The sequence below is a fragment of the Streptomyces sp. NPDC007901 genome, from assembly GCF_042959465.1.
In the GTDB taxonomy this organism is placed as follows: domain Bacteria; phylum Actinomycetota; class Actinomycetes; order Streptomycetales; family Streptomycetaceae; genus Streptomyces.
Genome location: NZ_JBIBKW010000039.1, coordinates 1 through 22,456, shown reverse-complemented (window position 1 = coordinate 22,456; position 22,456 = coordinate 1). Strand labels below are relative to the sequence as shown.

Annotated in this window: 17 protein-coding genes and 5 pseudogenes; 15 read left to right on the top strand and 7 right to left on the bottom strand. The window is 68.4% G+C overall.

Translation table 11 applies throughout. The features are described 5' to 3' along the window. Window positions 1-18 precede the first annotated feature (18 nt). From ACFZDK_RS52765 to ACFZDK_RS52750, 4 genes are all read left to right on the top strand, one after another. Complete coding sequence (locus ACFZDK_RS52765; RefSeq protein ID WP_390985755.1) at window positions 19-1,305, top strand: MFS transporter; 1,287 nt, start codon at window positions 19-21, stop codon at window positions 1,303-1,305. Continuing rightward, complete coding sequence (locus ACFZDK_RS52760) at window positions 1,298-2,119, top strand: nitrilase-related carbon-nitrogen hydrolase (protein WP_390985752.1); 822 nt, start codon at window positions 1,298-1,300, stop codon at window positions 2,117-2,119. Before ACFZDK_RS52765 ends, ACFZDK_RS52760 begins: the two co-directional genes overlap by 8 nt. Before the next feature lie 126 nt (window positions 2,120-2,245). Beyond that, entirely contained in the window at window positions 2,246-2,506 is a 261-nt protein-coding gene (locus ACFZDK_RS52755; protein ID WP_390985793.1) for a transposase, read from the top strand. After that, the gene (locus ACFZDK_RS52750) at window positions 2,413-2,829 is read left to right on the top strand and encodes a transposase (RefSeq protein WP_390985749.1); all 417 of its coding nucleotides are present in this window, start codon (window positions 2,413-2,415) and stop codon (window positions 2,827-2,829) included. Before ACFZDK_RS52755 ends, ACFZDK_RS52750 begins: the two co-directional genes overlap by 94 nt. A 16-nt stretch (window positions 2,830-2,845) precedes the next feature. Here the strand turns inward: ACFZDK_RS52750 and ACFZDK_RS52745 are convergent, their stop codons facing one another. After that, on the bottom strand, window positions 2,846-5,035 hold the full coding sequence (locus ACFZDK_RS52745) for a recombinase family protein (protein ID WP_390985746.1): 2,190 nt from the start codon (window positions 5,033-5,035) through the stop codon (window positions 2,846-2,848). 304 nt (window positions 5,036-5,339) lie between these two features. Between ACFZDK_RS52745 and ACFZDK_RS52740 the strand changes: the two are divergent. From ACFZDK_RS52740 to ACFZDK_RS52725, 4 genes and pseudogenes are all read left to right on the top strand, one after another. Beyond that, window positions 5,340-5,462: pseudogene (locus ACFZDK_RS52740) on the top strand (IS5/IS1182 family transposase); the annotation flags it as partial. Between the two features lie 355 nt (window positions 5,463-5,817). Further along, window positions 5,818-7,461 carry an IS4 family transposase gene (locus ACFZDK_RS52735; protein ID WP_390985743.1) on the top strand — a complete coding sequence of 548 codons (1,644 nt, stop codon included), beginning with the start codon at window positions 5,818-5,820 and terminating at the stop codon, window positions 7,459-7,461. A 43-nt stretch (window positions 7,462-7,504) separates the two neighbouring features. Then, window positions 7,505-7,897, top strand: a pseudogene (locus ACFZDK_RS52730) (transposase); the annotation flags it as partial. A gap of 4 nt (window positions 7,898-7,901) precedes the next feature. After that, a complete protein-coding gene (locus ACFZDK_RS52725; RefSeq protein ID WP_390985790.1) occupies window positions 7,902-8,540 on the top strand; it encodes a transposase in 639 nt (212 codons plus the stop codon). A 383-nt stretch (window positions 8,541-8,923) separates the two neighbouring features. Here the strand turns inward: ACFZDK_RS52725 and ACFZDK_RS52720 are convergent, their stop codons facing one another. Beyond that, window positions 8,924-10,615 carry an enoyl-CoA hydratase-related protein gene (locus tag ACFZDK_RS52720; RefSeq protein WP_390985740.1) on the bottom strand — a complete coding sequence of 564 codons (1,692 nt, stop codon included), beginning with the start codon at window positions 10,613-10,615 and terminating at the stop codon, window positions 8,924-8,926. 1,900 nt (window positions 10,616-12,515) lie between these two features. Between ACFZDK_RS52720 and ACFZDK_RS52715 the strand changes: the two are divergent. Both ACFZDK_RS52715 and ACFZDK_RS52710 read left to right on the top strand, forming a co-directional pair. Further along, window positions 12,516-12,638, top strand: a pseudogene (locus tag ACFZDK_RS52715) (ATP-binding protein); the annotation flags it as partial. An 89-nt stretch (window positions 12,639-12,727) separates the two neighbouring features. After that, window positions 12,728-14,413 (top strand): ISL3 family transposase, encoded by a 1,686-nt coding sequence (locus ACFZDK_RS52710; RefSeq protein WP_390985738.1) that lies wholly within the window; start codon window positions 12,728-12,730, stop codon window positions 14,411-14,413. 51 nt (window positions 14,414-14,464) lie between these two features. Here ACFZDK_RS52710 and ACFZDK_RS52705 read toward each other — a convergent pair. The 5 genes and pseudogenes from ACFZDK_RS52705 to ACFZDK_RS52685 form a co-directional block, all read right to left on the bottom strand. Then, window positions 14,465-14,764 (bottom strand): annotated as a pseudogene (locus ACFZDK_RS52705) (ankyrin repeat domain-containing protein); the annotation flags it as partial. A 51-nt stretch (window positions 14,765-14,815) separates the two neighbouring features. After that, window positions 14,816-15,133, bottom strand: a complete 318-nt coding sequence (locus tag ACFZDK_RS52700; protein ID WP_390985735.1) for an IS3 family transposase — start codon at window positions 15,131-15,133, stop codon at window positions 14,816-14,818. A 43-nt stretch (window positions 15,134-15,176) separates the two neighbouring features. Continuing rightward, a pseudogene (locus ACFZDK_RS52695) lies at window positions 15,177-15,416 on the bottom strand (IS30 family transposase); the annotation flags it as partial. Between the two features lie 139 nt (window positions 15,417-15,555). Further along, window positions 15,556-15,885, bottom strand: coding sequence for a transposase (locus ACFZDK_RS52690; RefSeq protein ID WP_334573890.1), 330 nt, complete (start codon window positions 15,883-15,885; stop codon window positions 15,556-15,558). Between the two features lie 128 nt (window positions 15,886-16,013). Then, complete coding sequence (locus ACFZDK_RS52685) at window positions 16,014-17,519, bottom strand: ISL3 family transposase (RefSeq protein WP_390985787.1); 1,506 nt, start codon at window positions 17,517-17,519, stop codon at window positions 16,014-16,016. Window positions 17,520-17,798: 279 nt separating this feature from the next. On the opposite strand from ACFZDK_RS52685, the gene ACFZDK_RS52680 reads away from it, so the two are divergent. From ACFZDK_RS52680 to ACFZDK_RS52660, 5 genes are all read left to right on the top strand, one after another. Next, window positions 17,799-19,340 (top strand): glycosyl hydrolase, encoded by a 1,542-nt coding sequence (locus ACFZDK_RS52680; RefSeq protein ID WP_390985731.1) that lies wholly within the window; start codon window positions 17,799-17,801, stop codon window positions 19,338-19,340. A gap of 276 nt (window positions 19,341-19,616) precedes the next feature. Beyond that, window positions 19,617-19,985, top strand: coding sequence for a hypothetical protein (locus ACFZDK_RS52675; protein ID WP_390985729.1), 369 nt, complete (start codon window positions 19,617-19,619; stop codon window positions 19,983-19,985). After that, window positions 19,982-20,761, top strand: coding sequence for an SDR family oxidoreductase (locus tag ACFZDK_RS52670; protein WP_390985726.1), 780 nt, complete (start codon window positions 19,982-19,984; stop codon window positions 20,759-20,761). Before ACFZDK_RS52675 ends, ACFZDK_RS52670 begins: the two co-directional genes overlap by 4 nt. Window positions 20,762-20,792: 31 nt before the next feature. Further along, window positions 20,793-21,128 (top strand): amidase family protein, encoded by a 336-nt coding sequence (locus ACFZDK_RS52665; RefSeq protein WP_390985723.1) that lies wholly within the window; start codon window positions 20,793-20,795, stop codon window positions 21,126-21,128. A gap of 42 nt (window positions 21,129-21,170) precedes the next feature. Then, the gene (locus tag ACFZDK_RS52660) at window positions 21,171-21,737 is read left to right on the top strand and encodes a hypothetical protein (RefSeq protein WP_390985720.1); all 567 of its coding nucleotides are present in this window, start codon (window positions 21,171-21,173) and stop codon (window positions 21,735-21,737) included. The last annotated feature ends 719 nt before the right edge of the window (window positions 21,738-22,456 follow it).

Below are 22,456 nucleotides of genomic sequence, written 5' to 3'. Positions count from 1 at the left end.
TCCCCTAGGAGCCAGCCCGTGACCACCCCTGAACCCGCCGAGCCCCCTGGGCGCAGCCGACTCACCGTCGCCCTCCTCGGCCCCGCGGCAAGCCTGCGCGGCGCCCGCACCCTGCTCGGCATCGGCCTCATCGACAGCACCGGAACCGGTCTCTACCTGGCCGGCTCCGCCGTCTACTTCGTGGCCGTCCTCGGCCTGAGCGCCGCGCAGGTCGGCTTCGGCCTGTCCGTGGCCGGGCTGCTCGGACTGGTCTGCCAGCCCGTCCTCGGCTGGCTGGCGGACCGCCACGGCCCCCGCCAGGTGCTCGCGCTGCTCCACGTCTGGCGGGCCCTGAGCTTCGGCGTGCTGCTGCTCGCCGACACCTACTGGCAGTTCCTGATCGCCGTCGCGATGATCGGCGTCGGGCAGCAGGCCCTCTCGCCGATCTACCAGGCCCTCGTGGAGCGCACCGTCGGCGCCGACGGACGGCTGGCGATGATGGCCCGCTCCCGGGTCGTCTACAACGTCGGATTCTCCCTCGGCGGCCTGGCCGCCACGGTCGCGATCGGCTACGGGACCCGCACCGGGTTCTCCATGATCATGCTGGGCAACGCCGTGTTCTGCCTCACCGCGGCCGCCATGCTGGCCGCGGCGCCGGCGGCCGACGGCGAGACCGGCTCGGCCCGCCGCGCACCCCTGCGCCTGGCCCACCTCCGCAACACCCGGCACCTGGCCGTCGCCGCGATCAACGGCGTGCTCAGCCTGCACATCTCCCTGCTCGGCGTCGGCATCCCGCTGTGGGTGACGCTGCACACCGGCGCGCCCCGGTCCACGGTCGGCGTGCTGCTGGTGGTCAACACGGTCGTGGCGGTCCTCGGGCAGGTGTGGGCGTCGAAGGGCTCCGACACCCTGGACGGCAGCGTCACCGCGCTGCAACGCGGCGGTTGGGCGCTGGTCGGCTGCTGCCTGTTCTTCGTCGCCGCGGCCCACACCCACGCCACCCCGGTGGTCGTCGTGCTGCTGATCGCCGGTGTCATCGTGATGACGGGGGCCGAACTGTTCCAGTCGGCGGGCGGCTGGGGTGTCTCCTACGCCCTGGCGCCCGAGGAGGGCCGAGCCGAGTACCTGGCCACCTTCAATCTCGGTACCGGTCTGCAGTTCGTCGTCGGCCCGATGATCGTGACCGCGGGGGTGATCGACCGCGGCACGATCGGCTGGGTGGTCTTCCCCGGCTGCCTGGCGGTCGCCACACTCGCGGTGCGGCCGCTGGTCGCCGTCGCGGAACGTCCGGCCCCGGCCGGGAAGGGAGTCACCGAACATGCGTGAGCCTGCGGAGCCCCACGGGCCGCGCGGCGGGATCAGGATCGCGGCGGCCCAGGCCTGCCCCGTGCCCGGGGACGTCGTGCGCAACGTGGCGACCGTCGCCGCGTCGATCAGGGAGGCCGCCGCGCACGGCGCCCGACTGGTCGTGTTCCCGGAGAAGTTCCTCTGCGGCTACGAGCCGGACCTGGTCGCCGCCGACCCGGCCGGCCTCGCGGTCTCGGCGGACGACCCGCGCCTGACCCCGATCGCCGAGGCGTGCCGGGACAGCGGTACGGCGGCGCTGGTCGGTGCGGTGTCCACCGACGGCGACGGCCTCGCCATCTCGGTGCTCGTCTTCTCCCGCACCGGTTCCGTCGCCGGGCGCTACGACAAGCAGTTCCTCTTCGGCAGCGAGACGGGCCTCTACCGTCCCGGTACGTGCAACTGCACCCTGGAACTCGACGGCTGGCGACTGGGCCTGGGCATCTGCTACGACTCCGGGTTCCCGGAGCACGCCGCGACGGTCGCCGCCGACGGCTGCCACGCCTACCTGCTCTCCGCGCTGTTCAGCGTCGGCAACGGCTACCAGGAGTCCCGCACCTGGCTGCCCGACCGGGCCCGGGACAACGGCCTGTACGTCCTCATGGCGAACCACGTCGGGCACACCGGCGGCTGGCACGCGTGCGGTTCCAGTGCGGTCTGGGGCCCGGACGGCACGGTGCTGGCCGAAGCCGGCCCGGAAGCCGCCGAACTCGTCTACGCCGACCTCGAGCCGACGGCGTCCCGGGCGACGGCAGCGGACGGTGCGCCGCCGCGGCCGACCCTGCTCCTGTCATGAGGAGCACCGTGACCGGGAGGCGGTCGTGAACCGGGGCCGCCGCGGCTGGCTGCGCCGGTTCCACGCGCGGGGCGGGGCGCACCTCCGCCTGCTCTGCTTTCCGCACGCGGGCGGCACGGCCAACTCGTGCAGCAAGTCCAGGCCGTCGCAGACGCCGAGGGATCCATCAACTGGGACATCTCGGTCGACTCCACGGTGATGCGCGCCCATCAGCACGCCGCCGGCGCCCGCAAGGCTCCGCCGCCAGCCGTCTCAAAAGGGGCGATGGCGACAGGACACCAGATCGATCCGGCGTGGACGGGCCTGCTCGGCCGCCCGGAGGAGGTGGTGCTGCACATGAGGGCCTGGGCCGCTCGCGCGGCGGATTCACCACCAAGGTCCACCTGAGCGCCGACGGCCGGTGCCGCCCGCTGTCCCTGATGGTTACGCCCGGGCAGCGGGCGGACTGCACCCAGTTCGAGCCGGTCATAGAGAAGATCCGTGTCCCGCGCATCGGTGCCGGCAGGCCCCGTATCCGCCCGGACAGCGTCAGCGCCGATAAGGCCTACAGTAACCGTCGCACGCGATCCTACCTGCGTAAACGAGGTATCCAGCACGTCATTCCGGAGAAGGCTGACCAGGCAGCCAACCGCGTCAAGCGTGGTTCGCATGGCGGCCGGCCTCCCGGCTTCGACAAGGAGCGGTACAAAAGCGCAACGTCGTCGAGATGAGCAAGCCGCGGTGCTGTCATACGTGCGGTTCGACGTCATCGTCTGGGCTCCCTTTCTTGTTCCGGATTATCGCGGCCTGTTGGTGGTCGAGCCAGGCTTGTCGTGGTTGGTGGCCGCGGGACTGCTGGTGGAGTCTGCGGAGCCGTGCGACTTCTGCGGGGTCGGCGTGGATGATCCAGGACCTGCGCCGGTCGGTGAGCTGGTGGGCTGTGACCCAGCCGCGTTTGATCCATCCGAAGAGGGTCACCCGGGGCATGCCAAGCTCGCGGGCGAGGTCGGTCAGCCACCACTCGTGGCGGCCGAGTTGTGCGGCTCCCCGGCGGAGGGCCTGTTCCTGCTGGCTGACGCAGCCCAGCTCCTGCAGCAGCGTGCGGACGCCCTGGGTGCCGAAGTGTTCGCGGCGTTTGGGCGGACGGAAGCCCTCGGAGTTCAGGATCTTCGCGATGGCTGGGGCGGAGTGGCCGCTGGCGGCGAGTCCGCGGGCCCGTTCGGCCAGGCGGGGAAAGTAGCTGAGCTGATCCAGGCGGGCGACCGGGCGGACGACCTCGCCGGCGGTGCGGTGTCCGCCGGCCCAGGTGATCTGGACGGTGACACGCTCGCTGCCGCCGACGACGGTGACGCTGACCTTCTCGATCAGGTGCCTGGCCAGCTGTTTTCGGTCCGCATCTGTCGTGGTGGGCGCCTGCCAGACGGCGGGGAGGTCGGCGGCCAGGGCCCGGATCTGGTCACGCTCGGCGGCCGTGAGGATGCGGGGCCGGGCTGCGGTGCGGCGGTCGTACTCCTCGCCGAGCCGCCGCCGTTCGGCCAGCGCATGCTCCCACCCCTTCTCCAGTTCTCTCACGACCAGGCGGTTTTCGGGCTCGGCCAGCTGGTACTGGCGCCGGGCCCGGTCGACGGCATAGTCCGCGCGTTCCAGACGCTGCTGCCAGATCCGGTCCACCTCTTCGCGCCGTGTCTGGGCCTGCTCGGCGGCCTGCAGCGAGACCTCGAGGGCGGCGGGAGCCATCGCCGCCAGCAGCAGACCGGTCACATGGCGGTCGACGCATGTTCCCGACAGCTGCTGGCACAGCTCGCTGCCATAGTCGGCCTTCGCCCGGCTGCACTCGTACTTCGGCCACAGCTTTCCGCCCCGGCCGCGCTGGTAGTGCACGACCATACGGGTGTCGCAGCGGCCGCAGAAGATCAGCCCGGCCAGCAGGGCCGGGCCGTCGCGCAAGGCGCCCATGCTCTGGGAACGGGCCCGGTTCGCCTCGATCCGGGCAAGGTTTCGTTCATGCCGCTCGGCGCTGACATAGTCAGGCAGGACGTCGGGCAGATAGACCAGCCAGTCCTCGGGCGGCTTGCGGACACGTCCGGTGAACGGGCGTCCCGCCAGACGCCGGCGGGGATCGGTCCGGCTGCGGCCATAGACATAGACCCCGGCATAGGCAGGGTGGCGAAGCATGTTCTGGATCACGATCCGGCTGGGACGGCGCCAGGCGAGCGCCCCGCGTTCGGGGCCCTCGCGCACTCGGATGCCCATATCGATGCCGTGATCGACCAGGAACCGCAACACCGCGTTGATCGTGCCGAGTTCGTCGAACAGGTCGAAGACCAGACGGACCACGGCCTGCACCTGCTGGTCCGGATCACGCACGACCTGACCGTCCGGGCGGCGCAGATAGCCCACCGGCAGCGGCACGGCCAGCTCGCCGCGACGGGCCTTGCCGATCCGTCCGTTCCACATCCGCTGCTTGATCAGATGCAGTTCCGCCTCGCTGATCGTGCCCTTCAGCCCCAGCAGCATCCGGTCGTTGTGCTCGGCCGGGTCATAGACCCCGTCCGGGTCCGCCAGCAGAGCACCCGACAACGCGCACAACTCCAGCAGCTGATGCCATTCGCGGCCGCTGCGGGCCAGACGCGACATTTCCAGGCCCAGCACCAGGCCCACATGGTCCAGGCCGACCTCGGAGACCAGACGCTGGAAGCCGGCCCGGTCCACGACGCCGGACGCGGAATGGCCCAGATCCTCGTCGATCACCAGGACCCGGGACGCAGCCCAGCCCAAGCTGACGGCCCGTTGCGTGAGTCCATACTGCAGACGGGTGGACTCGGCATGATCGAGGACCTGCTGGGGAGTCGACTGACGGACATAGACCACCGCGAGCCGGTCGCGGTGCCACGGCTGGATCTTGCCCTCAATCCGATCCCACGACGCTGCAGCCATCGTGCTCACCGAGGTCACCCCCGTCCTGCCCGACCGGGTTCGCCGCGGTCACCATCCGCGCGGCCAGCACTGCCAGTAACCGCACCACGAGGTGGCGGTTCAGCTCCGGAACAGCTCCCCACTGCGGAATCTGGGGAGCTCAGCGGCGACATGCCCGTCCACTGGCCCTCACCGCCCTCTCCATCATCAGCCAGTCGCTCACGCAACTGCCGAACAAAAGCAGCGGTGTTGAGCAGGCCATCAACCCCTACGACAGGCCTGTTCCCCGCCGCGGGCTCATCTATGTGGGCATTGCGGCTCGCTCCTTGAGCGGGCAATCAACAAGCTCAAGAGCTTCCGAGCTGTGGCGACCCGTTATGACAAGCGAGGGCACGTGTTCCTCGGCACCGTGTCCTTCGCGGCCGTCATCATCTGGCTCCGATCATGATCGGAGAGACAGACCCTAGATCAAATGCCTTCTGAAACTGAACCGTTCTCCTTCCCCCGCCGTTATGGCTGCGGGCAGGCACATGAGCGGTCGGTCAAGGTGCTGGCCGCCCTGCCCCTGTCCGGGCGTGAGTCGAGCGGGCCGGAAGCCACCCGCTGCCAAGGGCAGAGACCGACGAATCTGGTCGGCCTGTTGTGAGGTCAGTGAGAGCGATCGGACCCAGGGCCTTGACCCAAGGCCGGGTAGTTAGCGTTTTCGCAGGTCACGCAAGTGAGTTGAAGGATTCCCGGCGCAGAGCAACGGAGCTCGTTGGTACAGGCAGTCGACCAAGACAGCTTGTCCCGAAGGAGCTCCGTTGCCCCGTCATTGTGGCCTGCCGTCTGCGCTGACGGCCATCACCCGTACGGTCACTGTGGCCGCGGGCCGGTTCGCTCCCGGGCATCTGGGCGACTTGACTGCCGTCGTACCGTTCGAACTGGTGGACGCGGTCCTTGCGGAGACGAGGACGGTGCAGCAGAGGCTGCGTGATCTGCCGTCGCGGGTCGGGGTCTACTTCCTGCTGGCGATGTGCCTGTTCCCCGAGGTCGGCTACGGGCTGGTCTGGGACAAGCTGACCGCGGGCCTGTCCGGGATGCCGGTGGTCCGTCCGTCGATGAAGGCGCTGCGTGACCTGCGCCGGCGGATCGGCAGCGCGCCGGTGCGGGCGCTGTTCGAGGTACTGGCCGGGCTGCTGGCCCGGCCGACGACGCCAGGGGCGCGTTTCGGTCCGTACCGGATGGTGTCGTTCGACGGCTGCAGTTCGCTGAGAGTTCCCGATTCCGAGCGGAACCGGGCCTGGCTGGGCAGGACTTCGCATCATGGCTACCCGACGCTGGAATTGATGACGCTGGTCGAGACCGGCACCCGGGCCCTGGTCGGCGCCGTGTTCGGCCCCACCGCCGAGGGCGAGACAAGCTACGCCGGCCGACTGCTCCATCTGATGCGGCCGGACATGCTGGTGCTGTGGGACAAGGGATTCGACAGCAACGCCTTCCTCGCGCAGGTCACCGGCACCGGCGCCCAGGTCCTGGGCCGGCTCCGCAGCAACCGGCGCACGCCGGTCCTCGTTCTCCTCGCTGATGGCTCCTACCTGTCGGTGATCGGCACCGTGAAAGTGCGGATCATCGACGCACAGATCGCCGTGACCTGCGCGGACGGCACGTCCTTCACCGGGTCCTACCGACTGGTCACGACCCTGACCGACGCCCGCCGTTACCCGGCCACCGCGCTGGTGGGCCTCTATCACCAGCGATGGGAACACGAATCGGCGTACTACGCGCTCCGCCACACGATCCTGAACGGCCGCAAGCTCCGCTCGGGCGACCCGGCAGGCATCCAGCAGGAGATGTGGTCCCTGCTCACGCTCTACCAGGCCCTACGCACCGTGATGGTCGGTGCCGCCGAGTCCCTCCCCGGCACCGACCCGGACCGCTGCTGTTTCAGCATCGCGTTCCACACTGCCCGAGACCAGGCGATCCAGGCCGCCGGCATTGTCCCCGCGGACACCGATCGGGACACGCTCCTCGGGATGATCGGCCGTCGGATCCTGACCGGTCTGCTCCCGCCCCGTCGGCAACGGGTCAGCACCCGCAAGGTCAAGTCACCGATGTCCCGCTACAGCGAGCGCCACGCCGACGGCCGCCCCGACACCAGCCGCACCGTTACCCGCCTCGACGTCACTGTCCTCGAACCCGCGGATCAGTCACCCGCCCTGCCCACGGCCTCCCGGGACGACCGGCACGCTACCCCTGCGGCGCGGCGCCGGCACCGCATCCTGGCCCTGCTCCAGGAAGACCCCACGCGTCTTTGGCAGCCCCGTGACATCGCCGCCCACTTCGGCGACATCACCCTGGAAACCATGTACAGACAACTCAATCGGTGGGCCGCCAGCGGCCTCATCCACAAGCTCGGCCCCGGCCTTTACGCCGCAACATCATGGTCTCCAGCACCGCTTGCGTGACCTGCGAAAACGCTAACTACCCGGCCTTGGGTCAAGCCCCGGGATCGACGCGCACAAACGCACTCACACCGCGGTTGCGGCGGACGACCGCGGACGCAAACTCGTCGAGCGCACGACGGGAACGACCAGCGCCGACCATCTCAAGCCGCTGACCTGGGCAAAGAAGTGGGACGGCGACCGACTCTGGGCTGTTGAGGAGTGCAGGCAACTACCCCGCAGGCTGGAGCGTGATCTGCTCGCGGCCGGCGAGCGCATCGTGCGAGTCCCTCCCAAACTGATGGCGAACTGCCGGACCTCAGCCCGCACTTACGGCAAGTCCGACCCGATCGATGCACTCGCTGTCGCACGCGCAGCCTTGCGCGAGCCGGACTTGCCAGTCGTCTGCCTGGACGGTCCCACTCGGGAGAGCCGCCTGCTCGTCGACCATCGCGATGACCTGGTTGCCGAGCGCACCAGGATCATCAACCGGCTGCGCTGGCACCTGCACGAGATCGACCCCGGCCTGGACCCGCCAGCCCGCTGCCTCATCCGCACCAAAACACCTCCAGGCGCTCGCCAAGGAGCTGGCCACCCGCGCCGGAACCGTAGCCCGCCTGGCCCGCTGCCTGCTGGAGCAGTGCTGCCAACTCGCCACCCAGATCCGCTCCTTCGAAGCAGAAATCAGCACCCTGGTCACCGGCGCAGCGCCCAGCCTGTTGGCTATCCACGGCTGCGGCATCCTCAATGCGGCGAAGACCCTCGCAGAGACGGCCGACATCCGTCGGTTCCGGTCCAGGAGCGCCTACGCCCGCCACAACGGCACCGCACCGCTCCCCGTAGGGTCGGGCAACCGCACGCGCCATCGACTCTGCCGGACGGGCCATCGCCAACTCAACGCAGCCCTGCACCGGATCGCCGTCACGCAGGCGCACTATCACCCAGACGCCCGCACCTACCTACAGCGCCGACGAGATGCCGGGAACACCAACACCGAAGCCGTTCGCGCACTCCGGCGCCGTCTGTCGGACGTGGTCTACCGAGCCCTCCTCCGCGACGCCCAACTCAGCACCGAGCAAGCTGACCTCACGCAGGCCACCTGATTGACATAGGAGCCATTGGACGCAACCGTTGCCATCGAAGAAACTCCTCTTGATCAGGGGCTTGGAGGACGGGGTCTGATCTCGTCCTTTTCTGTCTTCGATCGCCGCTGGTTCTCGGCCCCGCAGCTGGCCGGCTCCTCGGCTGGCTCCGCACACCGCCCTCTGACGGCTGAGGCACGGACTGAACGGTGTCCCATCGCGGACCCACGGCCTGACGATCCCGCGATCCGCGGCCACCGCCGCGCGCATGGACTCACCGGACACACGTGCCGGTATGCCACCAAAGCGACGGAATCGGGACCCGTCGCTTTGACCGTGGATCGCCGGACCAGCTCCGCCCGCCGACGCGTGGCGTGACAGCCGGTACGGCGAGCGCCTCCCGTTCAGCCCCGCAGGTGTTCCGGGGTGGCGGTCAGGCCGACCTTGCACACGAAGTTCCGCCGCAGCGTGTGGTAAGGCTCTGCGGGATCGGTGAAGTTGGCCCACATGCGGGCCAGTTCCTCCTCACGATAAGCCGCGAGGGGCTTGGCCGCCTCATCCCGGGCACGCCGCATTTTCTTCGCAAGGAGACGTGTCTCCAGACTGACCGATTCGGCCAGCGTGGCAGCCTCGCGGCCGACCCAGGTGCTGAACTCACTGGTACTGCCGCCCACCACGCGGTCGACGAGGCGGAGCGCCAAGGCCTCGTCGGCGCCAACCGGCAGCGCGGCGGTGGTGAGCCGTTGTGCCTCCTCAGCGCCGACCCGCGCGGGCAGGGTGTACGTCCAGTACTCGGAGCCGTAGAGGCCCATGAGCCGGTAGTGCGGATTGAGTACCACGGAGGCCCTGCACCACACCTCGTCAGCCGCCAGCGCCAGCATCACGCCGCCGGCCGCGGCGTTGCCCGCGAGGGCGGAGACCACGAGCTTGTCCGTAGTGGTGAGGACGGCCTCCACCAGGTCGTCCATGGCATTGATGTTCTGCCAGGACTCGTCGGCCGGGTCGGCGGCCGCCTCGATCACGTTGAGGTGGATCCCGTTGGAGAAGAAGTCACGCGCAGGTCCGAGGACCAGTACCGCCGTCCGCCGCGCCGCCGCATCGCGATAGGCCGTCAGTAGTCTGCGGCACTGCTGCGTGCTCATCGCGCCGCCGGGAAAGGCGAACTCGAGGAAGCCGACGGCGCCGTCCTCCCGGTAACGAATCTCGGCCCACGTCTGCCGCTGTCCCGCTTCCTCGGGCGAGACTGGTACCTCGGGCACATCGGCAAGGAAATCGCCCAGCACGTCGACGGCGGGTAGTTTGAAGGTGGCCGGACCGCCCGGAGTACGGCGGGGGCGTAGTTGGGGGATCCAGACAGCGCCGTCGATTGTGGCCCGGCAGATCGCGCCGTCACGTGTCGCGATCACCTGGCCCGGGGTGCCACGCAGCCGGTCCTCGGAGTGGCCGCCGTGCAGGTAGTACTCGCGGCCCGCAAGAGTGTCGAGAACGCCGGGCTGCGAATCGCCCGCTCGGAGCTTGCGCAGCACCGTGGCGGTGTCGTCGACGGCCCAGTCGATCCGTCGGTACTCCTGAGTGTGATAGGGGCGAAGCCGCCCACTGACGTCGGGACGGGAGTAGTCCAGAGGTTCCGGCTCGAACGAACCGCTCTGGAAGCGCTCGACGGCGAGGAGTACGGCCGAGACCGCCGCGTCGGCCACCTCGTTACGGTACAGCTCACTCTTGGCTCCGGGACGGACCGGGAACGGCACGGAGGCCCAGATCGGGCCGGCGTCCATCTCCGCGACAGCCTGCAGGACGGTCACACCCCAGACCTCGGCATTCTCGTGAGTCGCCCAGTCGAGAGAGGAAGGCCCGCGGTCCCCCATGGGCCCGGGGTGGACGATGAACACGGGATACCGACTCCAGACATCCTCAGGTATCGCGCGGGTGAGCATGGGCGCAAGGACCAGTTCGGGCCGGAAACGCCCCACCGCGGCCCGGACCGGGTCGTCCCCGAGAGCAAGTTCCACCGCCACCACGTGCCCGAGGGCCCGCAGGACGGTGTAAACACGCTGGGTAAGGCTGTTGAACGCGCTGGCGACGAGCAGGATGCGCAAGGGGTGCTCCTACAGTGGGAAGCGAATAGTTTTGGAACCCACACGCGGGCACGGAGATCTGTACGCGTCGGGTGTGGAGCACTACGCCGCCGCCATCGAACTGGTTCACGGGAACCTGCCGCCGTGACGCGTCCACAGCCGTTCCCGACCAGCCGGCATCTGCGGGCCAGGGAGGCGACGCCGTTCAACGCTATTTGCCTGAAGCGCCCTGTTCAAAGGGTCACTTCAACGGCTTTTTGTCGCCTTGGGGACTGGATTGCCGCGCTGGGAAGAAGTCGCAGAACCTTGCGGGGCCGGAGGCCGGGAACCGGGAGTGGGAGAAAGCCGCGTTACTATCCCAGTGCTGAACGGGGACTCGGTGAACGCGGAAGAGGGCACCGAACTCTCGGAGTTCGCATATGCATGAGCGGCGATAACGGACTGCGCACTGGTGCCCGAGACCGAGGCTTGCGACCGTCGGCCCTCTCCATCCGCCAGCACCGCACGGTCGTCAGGCAGCGTGTCGTTCTGGCTTCCAGAAGAGAGAGCGGCCCCCGTGCCATGGAACCGGTCCGGGTCATTGAAGTCCGGCCACTCATTGAAGTCCGGCGACTTAAGGGAAGGCCTCTGCCAGCGGATTTCGCGTTCTTGTTTCCTCGCCGCATCCACCAAGATCTTGGTTTGAGGCATGCTACCGGGAGAATCATGGTACAAGCGACCGTATTCCGGGTGAGTGTTGACCAACTTCAAGACTGCCGCTGCGACTGCCTCGCGTTGCTCGCGCGGCAGGCTCCCGATTACCCCGACGATGCGTTGTACAGAATCGGAAGGGGCCGTTCCGTCACCGGCCTGCCGCTGCCGGCCGACATCCCGCACGGACATCGGTTGTTGGTGCGCCGCCCGACCCAGGCTCTGCCGGGGATCGACGGACGAGGCGATCGCCTCGTCCGTCGATCCCCGGCGAAACACGGTTCGAACGAAGCGCAAGACCTTGCGCCATGCGTTATCGAGCGTTCCCCTCTCGCGCCCACGCCTCTCGTCGCCCAGGTCACGTACGTTCCTGCCCCGATCTCGCGATCGCTCCCCCTGTGCCTTTCGCGCTTCCGCGCTGACCAGACGTTGCGCCAGGCTGGCTAGACGTTTCGTCAGAGTCTGACTCCGGGCTCGGTCGTATTCGGCGCGGACAAGTAGAAGCGCCAACTGGTCAGCGTTCGTCATCGACTGTTTGTCAGCCGAGGTGGATTCCGCCATGGTCGACCTCTCTTTCGACACAGGACACGACGGACCCGTCCGGTAAGCGGTTCAACCGGCCCCGAGGAAAGAGCAGACGGAACCGCTCCCGGCTCCATCACGCTGCTGTTCCTGGAGCGGATGCGAGTAGGGTGCCTGGCGTTCGCCCAGCTCGCGAGTGGTTGCCGTAACAGGCTCGGCCGGAGGGAACGAGTCCCGCATCGGCGGTCATGGCACGGCATGTCCGGAGCCTCCCAGCACCGGACATGCCGGCACCGGGAGGCTCCTCCGGGCCGGCTCTCGCCTCGCTGAGCCTGGACGACCGCCGGGGACGCCTGCCGCGATCGAGGACCTGGCCACTCGGACGGCTGAGGTCCTCGAACGTGAAATTGCGAAATTGCATACGTGATCGCCCTACATCGTTCTACAGATCCTGCTGATCGCCGCAATCGTTCACCTCGCTTGTAGCAGGCCAGAGCGGCGATGGAGAGGCAGCATCGAGGGCGTCCCCGTACCCCGATGACGGGTGTGCGCCCGCGCCGGGCCCAGGTCCGTGTGATCGGCGGCGTCATCGAGAAGCCGGCCTCGTCTTCGAGGCACAGCACCGCGAGAATCAACGAGGACCTCAGGAGCGGGATACGGCCAGGTGGTAGCGGCAACTCTTGTGAGGGAACAAGTGCCTGCCCCAGATGAATGGGGCCAAGTCTTCGGCGACGAGGTCCTCGCCACCGCGGTCCTCGACCGGCTCCTGCACCACTGCGACGCCGTCGCGATCAACGGCCCCAGCTACCGACTCAAGAACCGCCTCAAGGCCATCGAACGGGACACCAACGTGGCCTGGCCACTGGCCGCATTCAAACGTACGGGCCTGGCCGCATCGGGGCTCTGGCAAGATTTTCGTAGGTGGAGATCATCTGGGTGCCGGGTCGGCCGGTCCGCGTAACGGGCATCCTTCGGGAGTGCTCTGTTGAACTGCCGTACCTGTTACCGCACTTGGCGGGCGTGTCTGTTCTTTCGGTTGACGGCTCTGGACCTGTGGTGGTTGTGCGTGCACGTACGCGGTCGCTTGCTCCCGAGCCGTGTACGGGCTGCGGGACACCGAGCGGGTGGTGTCACAGCTGCTACGTCAGACGGCTCGGCGATGCGTCTCTTGGCGGCCGCCCAGTGCTGATCGAGCTGAGCGTGCGCCGTCTGTACTGCGAGAACACCGCTTGCGCGAAGGTGACGTTCGCCGAGCAGGTGCCGGGTCTGACCGTGCGTTACCAGCGGCGCACGCCGCTGCTGCAGCAGGTGGTCGAGGCGGCGGGGGTCCTGCTGGCGGGCCGGGGTGGGGCCCGGATGCTGCGGGTCCTGAACATCAGGCTGTCGCGGTGCACCGTCCTGTCACAGCTTGTGCGGATGCCACTGCCGCCCCTTGTCATTCCCCGGGTGCTGGGCGTGGACGACTTCGCGCTCTACGACGATACCTACGGAACGCTCCTGGTCGATGCCACCACCCGTCTCCCCCTGACGCTCTGGGAGGGACGGGACGCAGAACAGCTCAGCCGCTGGCTCCGTGAGCATCCCGGCGTCGAGATCGTCTGCCGCGACGGCTCGCTGACCTACCGGCAGGGCATCACCGCCGGCGCCCCCGAGGCCGTGCAGGTCAGCGACCGTTTCCACATGTGGCAGGGGTTGTCACGTCGCGTCCAGGACATCGCTTCTGCCCACCGAGGCTGTCTGCTCGCAGCCCTCCCGCCGGCCGGAGAGGCCGATCCGGCACCGGACGAAGAGACCACCGAGGACGCCGCGGCGGACACACGAGCCGGGTGGCACGCCAGGAGGCTGTTCGAGGCCGTGCACACCCTGACCGGATCCGGCCGGAGCTACAGCTCCGTGGCCCGAGAGCTCGGCCTGGACCGCAAAACAGTGCGCAAGTACGCCCACGCCCGCACCTGGCAGGAGGTCATGCGCCGCCCACCCCGCAAGCCCTCCACCCTGGACCCCTACCGCGACTACCTGCAACAACGCTGGGACGAGGGAGAACACAACGCGACGGTCCTCCACGAGGAACTGCGCAGCAAGGGCTACCTCGGGCACTACCAGCGCGTGAAGATGGCCGTCGCACCCCTGCGACGCGGGCTGCCGCTGGACCAGCCCCGCGAGCGCCCGCCCTCCCCGCGCGAGGCCGCACGCTGGATCACCACCCACCCGGACCGCCGCAGCCTTCACGTCACCCACCGCCTGCATCGGCTCCTCGAGCACTGTCCGGAACTCAAGCACGCCCACGACCTGGTCCGCCGGTTCGCCGCCATGCTCGGCAACCGCGACGCCAGCTCCCTGCCGTCCTGGCTCGACGAGCTCTCCCACAGCGGGCTGCCAGCGCTTACCGGTATCGCCGGAGCCCTGCGCGAAGACCAGCACGCGGTTGCCCAGGGGATCTCCACCACCTACAACTCCGGCGTCAACGAAGGCCGCATCACCGACGTCAAACTCCAGAAACGCCTGATGGCGGGATGCGCCGGCGTTCCGCTCCTCCGCCACCGCGTCGTCCTGATCTCCCACCTCCGCCGCCGCTACGCGGACCGGCCGACCCCGGCACCCAGATGATCTCCACCTACGAAAATCTTGCCAGAGCCGCATCGGAGAGTACGCGGACAGCTGCAATAGCTCGACAGCCAGGTCATGGCCGTAGTGGACGGCCACATCCATGGACGTTTGATCGTCGGGTCCGGAGAGCTGCGGATCAGCTCCGAAGGCCAGAAGCACCGCGGTGGTGTGCACAGTCAGCGGCCTGCCACTCCGCAAGGCGCCGTCGCCTTCCGCGTCAATGGCGTGCGTGAGGAGCGTCATGTTGTGGCACACCTCATCGGGATCGACTCCCTTGGCCAGCAGCTGAGCCAGGGTCTCCGCGTCTTCGCTTTCCGCCGCCTGATGTGCCGGTGTGCAGGTGTTTTCCACATCGGTATTCGACCTCGCTGTGAGGTTCCCCCGCTGCGCGGGAAGTGCTGATCAGCTGGTCAGTGTGGGTTGACGGGGTTTCAGGTTCGTTTGTTCAGCTGTCGCCTGGTCGGCGTAGTGCTTCTCCTCGAACTCGACGGGGCTGAGCCAGCCGAGCCGCTGCTGGATGCGCCGACCGTTATAGAAGCCGTCGATGTACTCGAACAGTGCGAGGTTCGCCTCGGCCCGGGTGGCGAAGACCCGGCCGCGGATGCACTCCGTCTTGATGATCATCCACAGATTCTCCGCGAGGGCGTTATCGTAGCTGTCGCCGACCGAGTCCGTGGATGCCTCAACTCCCGCTCGCAGTAGTCGAGTTGTCAGCTTCACCGATGTGTACTGGCCAGGTTCAACCAGTGGATGCAACACCGGCTTATGTGATCAATAGTAGATGGTCGTTGAGGGCTTCGGCGGGTGTCTTCCAGCCGAGGCTCTTGCGGGGGCGACTGTTGAGCGTGGCTGCGACTGCTTCAATGTCCTCCGCTGCCCAGCGGGAAAGGTCGGTTCCCTTCGGGAAGTATTGGCGCAGCAGGCCGTTCGTGTTCTCGTTGGTGCCGCGCTGCCATGGGCTGTGCGGATCGGCGAAGTAGACCGGGAGGCCGGTTTCGATCGCGCGGTGGGCGGGCGGTCGCGCCACTTGTAAAACCACGACTCCGACACCCCCAACGCCCGGCAGGCGGTGCGGAATGGAACCTTCTGCTCGGCCTTGCAGCTGCTGATCACCCCGACCGCGACGGCGGGGTCCGTGTCAGCTACTTCACCCACAAGGCCACGAATCGCTTGCACACATCACGCTCCATCTCCAGCTCACGGATGCGCTTGTCCTTCTCCCTGGCCTCGGCCCGCAGCCGTTCCAGCTCCGCCCGCTCACTCTCCCGCAGCCGGCCACCCGAGGGTTCGGCCGACGGCCGGTCCGACGACGGCGACCCGTTGCGCCGAGCCCGAGACACCCAACTGTGCAGTGTCCCCGAATGAATGCCCAGATCCGCAGCCACCTCCGGGATCGGCTTCCCGGTCTCCGTCACGATCCGTACCGCCCCCTCGCGGAACTCTGCATCGTAGAGGCGCTTCTTGGATGCCATGACCCCAACTATCCCTCCGGTCACGGTCTCCACAGTAGGAGGGGAACCTCATCAACTGTCGCTTCCAGCTCGGGAGTTACACCGCTCACCGGACTCTGTTCCGTAGTCGGTGGTGACGGAGGGTGTGGTCAGCCAAGGAGGATGCGGTGGCGGAGGAGGGGGAAGCTCGCGCGGCCGTACATCTGGCGCTTGATCAGCTTGGTTTTGTTGTTGACGCCTTCGGTGCCGCCGTTGTGGTGCGGCAGGGTGAGGGCGGCGTCGACTACGGCGCGGTCCTTCTCGAGCCCCCGGGTGAAGGCATGCAGGTGGGGCAGGTCCTCGGCCTGGGCCGAGGTGATCCAGGTGCTCAGCAAGGCGGCGTTGCCGTCTGCGGGATCCAGCAGTACGGCGAAGCGGTGGATGAGGTCCGCCAGAGCGGTCATCTCGGGGCAGGCGGTGCGGGCGGCCTCGATGCGTTCCCGCTGGTGGTCCTTGAGGCGGTCGGGGCGGGTGAGCAGGTAGCGGGCGAGGCGCCGGGGCGAGAGTGCGGGCCGGTCGGCCTCGACGCGGCCCTGGTTGATGTAGCGGACGAGGAGGTTCGAGCTGCCGGTGTAGCCCAGTTCCCTGATCTCCTGCAGGAGACGGGTGACGGGGACGGCCGGGTTCTCCAGCCGGCGTCGGCGCAGGTGATCGCGGTAGGGATCCACGAGGGTGGGCCGGTACTTGGGGGCGCGGATGAGGCGCTCGGGCTCGGCCACGCGGTCGTAGCGCTTGACGGTGTTCAGAGCCAGGTTCAGGCGGCGCGCGCACTCCAGAAGTCCGACTCCGCGCTCGCGCAGGGCGTGGACTTGCTGCCAGCGCTCGCGGGTGGTGGCGGCTTGCCTCCCCTTGGCCGGGGGCGGGCCCGCTTTCGCCCAGCAGGTGCTGTGCGCGGCGACTTCTTTGCGGACGGCCTCGGCGAGGTTGTGCCACAGGTGCCAGCGGTCGCTGATCTGGACCGCGTCGGGCAGGGCTCGGCGGACCGCCTCGGCGTAGGTGGCCGATCCGTCCCGGCACACGGCCTCGATGCCCGGATGTCCGCGCAGCCAGGCTTCCAAAGTGGCGGCTTCGCGGCCGGGCAGTACCTCGATTCGCTCACCGGTCTCGGCGTTGATGATGACCGTGGCGTAGCTGTGTCGGCGCCGCAGGGCGAAGTCGTCGACCCCGATCACCTGCGGGATCTGCACCTCCGGCACGGGCACCCGCCGCAGCAGCCGCAGGGCGGAGGCGTACGAGACGGGCACGGCCAGGGATCGGGCGACTCGCGCGGAGGCCCGGCCGCATAACTCCTTGACCAGCTCGGAGAGCTGGTCGGTCAGTCGTGTGGTGCGGCGCTGATGGCGCTCCAGGAGCCCGGGGACCTGCTCTCGAAAGGTCTGCCGCCTGCAGCCCAGGACCGGACAGACCAGCCGTCGTATCCTCACCCGGACCACGACCTGTCGGCCGTCGACCGGCACATCCCGCACCGTCCGGCCGTGATACCCGTGGACCCTCGCCGTCACCACCCCGCACACCGGACAGGGAACGGGAACATCCCGGGTCCGAGCCGAAACCCGGACTATCTCGCCACCGTCCGCCACATCCTCGATAACCAATGCCGACAACCCCGAAAACACCGTTCCCACAAGCGTGTTCGCATCCTGCACGCTCAATGATCACAGGCAGGCACTCACCGTCACCACCGACTACGGAACAGACCCGCTCACCGTACAGACGCCAGTTCGGTAAGCGCCTTCGAAGCGGCCGGTGAACCTGCGGGCAAGCGGATCCGTCGTGTGTGGGCGGCGATTGACCCGTTGGCGGTTCCGCCCGACACACTCCTGGATCGAGAGGCGCATTCGATGATGAGATTTCAACGCAGACGGTCTTTGCTGTTCGCGTTTCTATTGGTGGTCGTGGCCGCCGCGGCCACTGTCACGGCCTCCGGGTTCCCCTCCTCCCACGCGTCCACCGGACGCGACGACGACGTGCTGGCCGCCGCGTCCGGCGAGCACACCGTCACCTTGCAGAACAACACCGACGGCCAGGTCTGGGTCGGCAGTACGGCGAACGCGGACGGGTCTGTCCCGCTCACCGGGCTGCCCGTGCTGGCGCCAGGGCAGTCTTACACCCTCACCATCCCGGAGCTCTCGGATGCGGGGCATTGGCGCGGTACGTTCTTCGCGCGCCAGGGATGCAGTGGGGAGGACGGCAGCACCTTTCACTGTGCGGTGGGCGACTGCGGGCCGTTCGCGGATCATTGCTCCGCGGGCGAACAGCCGACCAGTCTGGCTGAGTTCAACTTCGATCCGAGCGACTCCCTGGCCCCCTGGTACGACGTCAGTTATGTCAACGCCGTCTCGGTGCCCATCACCATCACCCCGAACGACGTGACGCCTCCCGAGGAAGGCGAGTGTGCCGCAGCGGGGTGCGCCACGGATCTGCTGTCCGTCTGTCCGCCCGAGGACCTCACCCTGGACCCGTCCACCGGTGCGGCGTTGGTGTGTGTCAACCCGGACCGGGATGCCAAAACCTCCTACAGCGACGCCGTCACCGGACAGTGTCCCAAGGCGTACGCGTGGTCGCAGCAGGACAAGGAGCCGGGTAACCACACCGTGTATCAGTGCACCAAGTGCAGCGGAATGACCGTCACCTTCGAGGGAACCGGTGGTGGCGGCCGGCCTGCGGCCACTGACACCGGCCCGGCCGCGGGCGGCTCCCCGGTGGCGGCCTCGGCCCGCAAGGGTGTGGGCCTCAACCCGGTCGACGGTGCCTCGCAGGCGCTGGCCGACTCCGGTGCGGGTTGGTACTACAACTGGACCTCTTCCACCGGGCCGGTCACCAAGCCGGCGGGAGACGAGTACGTCCCCATGATCTGGGGTCCTGGCTCCGTCACCGACACCGAACTCAGCCAGGCCACGCGGGAGGGCAGCCAGCTCCTCACCTTCAACGAGCCGGACTCGCCCACCCAGGCCAACATGACGCCCGAGCAGGCCCTCGATCTGTGGCCACGGCTGGAGGCGACGGGTCTGCGCCTCGGTGCACCGGCCGTCGCCTCCGGAGCCGACGTCCCGGGCGGCTGGCTGGACCGTTTCATGCAGGGGGCCGCCGACCGGGGGCTGCGTGTCGACTTCATCCCAGTGCACTGGTACGGCAGCGACTTCGGCCCCGGTGCCACGGACCAGCTGCGGAGCTATCTGCAGGCCGTGCATGACCGCTACCACAAGCCGATCTGGCTGACGGAGTACGCCCTCATCGACTTTTCCCAGGGCACTCCGCGCTACCCGAGCCAGCAGCAGCAGATCGACTTCATCAATACATCGACTCACATGCTGGACAGCCTTGACTACGTTGAGCGCTACGCGTGGTTCGCCCTGTCCACGCAGACCAGCCCGACCGGCCTCTACAACGGTACGGACGCGAACTCCAGCGGCCTTGCCTACCGGGACGCGAGCTGACCCCCAGCGACAAGTGAACCGATAGCGGCCGGTCTTCGTTGGAGACCACTGGAGGTTGGTGCCTTCACGTCGTCCTGTCCCCCTGCTCCCCCCCGTAAGCAGGGTGACAGGACGACACACAAGTTGGCAGCAGTCCAGCAGCCGCAGCACGCCTTACTCCAGGAGGGCGTCTACGACGGTGCCGGCGCGGTCCTCACGGGCGTGCGGTCCTTTCCCGGCTACCCGTAAACGGACCTTCACCCAAGCCGAAGTCACGCCCCGAGAGGCAGAATTCACATGCCCGCTTCCCCCGAGGCCCCGCTGCGGGTCCTGTTCTGCATCGGCGTCAACCAGAACTTCTTCGACCTGCCCACCGGGCAGGGCAAGGCCGTCTGGGACGGCTTCACGAGCATGCTCGCGCAGCTGTACGGCCTGCCCGGAGTGAGCGTCCTCGGTACCGTCGACGACGACCAGCACATGGTCGGTCCCTCCGGCTCCTGGCCCTGGACCTGCTACGTCCTCGCCGATGTCGTCGACCAGCCCACCGTCGCCGCGGCCTGCAACCTCTTCCGTACCGTGCAGGTCGGCGACCACGGCCTGTGGCGGTACATGAAGATCGAGGCGCGCATCGGCCGCCCGCTGCCCGACCCGGAGCCGGCCCGATGAGCCCCCAGGGAACCGGTGTGACCTGGGAGGACGTCACCCGTCGGGTGGCCCTGGTGACGGGCGCGGCACGCGGCCTGGGTGCCTGCATCGCAGGCCGGCTGTACGACAAGGGTTACCGCGTGGCGCTGACCGACCTGGACGCCGAGGCGGCCGCGAAGGGGGCGGCCGAGCTCGACCCCTCCGGGGAGCACACGGTCGGCCTCGCGCTCGACGTGCGGGACAAGGAGGCCTTCGCGCGGGTGCGGGACCAACTGGTCGAACGCTGGGGCGCGGTGCACGTCCTGGTGAACAACGCGGGGCATTCCAAGGTCGAGTCACTGATGCGGATCAGCCCGGAGAGCTTCGAGTCGGTCGTGGCCACCAACCTGGGCGGCACCTTCTTTGGCTGCCAGGTCTTCGGTGAGTACTTCGCCGGGCGGGGCTACGGACGCATCGTCAACATCGGTTCACTCGCGGGACAGAACGGTGGTACGGCGACAGGCGCGCACTACGCGGCGGCCAAGGGCGGTGTCGCCACGCTGACCAAGGTCTTCGCCCGCGAACTCGGTCCACACGGGGTCACAGTCAACGCCATCGCCCCGGGTCCCCAGGACCTTCCCGTGGTCCGCGAGTCGGTCGATCCTGAGAAGCTCGCCCGGCTCGAGGCGATGATCCCGGTCGGCCGGCTCGGACGCCCCCGGTTCATCGCCGACATGGCCGTCCTGCTCGCCGCCGAGCACGCGGACGCGGTCACCGGAGCGTGCTGGGACGCCAACGGCGGCCTGTTCATGCGCTGACGACGCCGTCGCGGAGGAAGGAGTCCCTGTCATGACACCCCGCAGCACCACCGCGGTCGAGCGGGCACTGAGGCGCCTGGAGAAGACCGAACCCGACATCCGTGCCTGGGTGCGGGTGGACGACGACGGCGCCCGCGCGGCAGCCAACCGGGCTCCGGACGGCACGCTCGCGGGCGTGACGTTCGCCGTGAAGGACATCATCGACGTCGCCGGTCTGCCGACGGAGTGCGGTTCCCCGCTACGCCGCGGGCGGATCGCCGGTGCCGACGCCTGGTTGGTGGAACGGCTCAGTGCGTTGTGGCAAAGGGAGTCCCTGTTCGATGAGCAGGGGCTTCTTCGTGTACGGGGCGTGATCGCGGAGGTGTAGGGGCAGGCAGCGGGCGGCTTGTTGTGGATCGAGGAGGTCGCGATGCCGTCGGTGCTGGGGTTGATGGAACAGCGTGAGGCGCGGGCGAGGCAGGATCTGGAGTCCTGGACGGAGGTCCTGGAACAGGCTCAGGCGGAGGTGGATGCCGCGCGGGGGCGAGTCGAGCGGGCCCGGGTGGGGCGTGAGGAGCTCGTGTCGGTGCTGGCCGGGGAGAGCCCGGTGAATACGCCGGTTTCCGTGCCGTCTGGTGGTGAGAGGGCTGCCGCCGTGGGATCGAGCGGCCCCGGCGCGGGGCAGGGCGAGCGGCCGCCGGTGTGGCGGTCGGGCATGGGCGAGGAGGTGCTCAGCGGCCTGTACCGGGAGGTGTTTGCCGCTGCGGTGGCTGCTTCGGGGCCGGTGAACGGGGTGGAGCTGACGCGGGCGGTGGGCCGGGAAGCGGAGATCAAGAACGAGGTGGAGAAGATCCGTCACCGTGCCTACGTGCTGGAGAAGCGGGGCTGGCTGGTGCGGGCGAAGGACGGGCGGTTCATGCCCGCGCCTTCAGCAGTCGGCCGGGGCGTTTCTCCGGCCAGCGCGGAGCGTCTGCGGCCAGGCGCCTCGACAGCCTGATCACGGCGGCCCACCACACCATCTGGGCGTGGTGGTCGGGGCGGCGTTCGTGGTCGCGGTTGAGGCGGCGTGAGCGGGCCAGCCAGCTCGTTGGGTCGGCCGCGCGGTGAGGTGCCTGCCGGTGCAGGACCTGTTCCGCGCGGCCTCCCGCCGAACCGGACATGACGGTTTCCCGGTCATCCGGCTCTCCAGTGACTACGGCGTGAGCGATTCAGACTGCTCGCGCAGGACGCACAGCACCGTTTCGGCGATCTGCATTTCGCATACCTCCCGGCTTCGAGTATCCGAATCACCTGGCCCCCTTCGCCCTGTGGACGGCTTTCCCGTCCTCCCTGGCCGGTCGCAACTCCGGCGACTACTACGGGGCCTCCGTCGCCCTAGGACTCGCGTCCCGTAGGCGATCCCACGTTCGTCTCTGCCGTTCGTTCTAGCGCGACACAGGCGTCCCACTCATCTCCTTGAATTGTCGACACTTGAATGTCCTCGTTGGACATCGCTCCGCACCCCGGAGGTGCACGGGGGCACGATCGAACCCCGTGCAGGGTGCGGCGCCGGTTACAGCTGTCATTTCCGGCGGATGGGAACTTCTGAGGTTTTCGTTTCGGGGTGACGTCATGGCAGTGTCTAATAGGACTCCGTTAGGTCTTCCGGTTTGGGCTGTTGCTGGGCATGTTGGATGGGTGGACGCACATGAAGTGAACCGTGTCCGGGCGACGTTG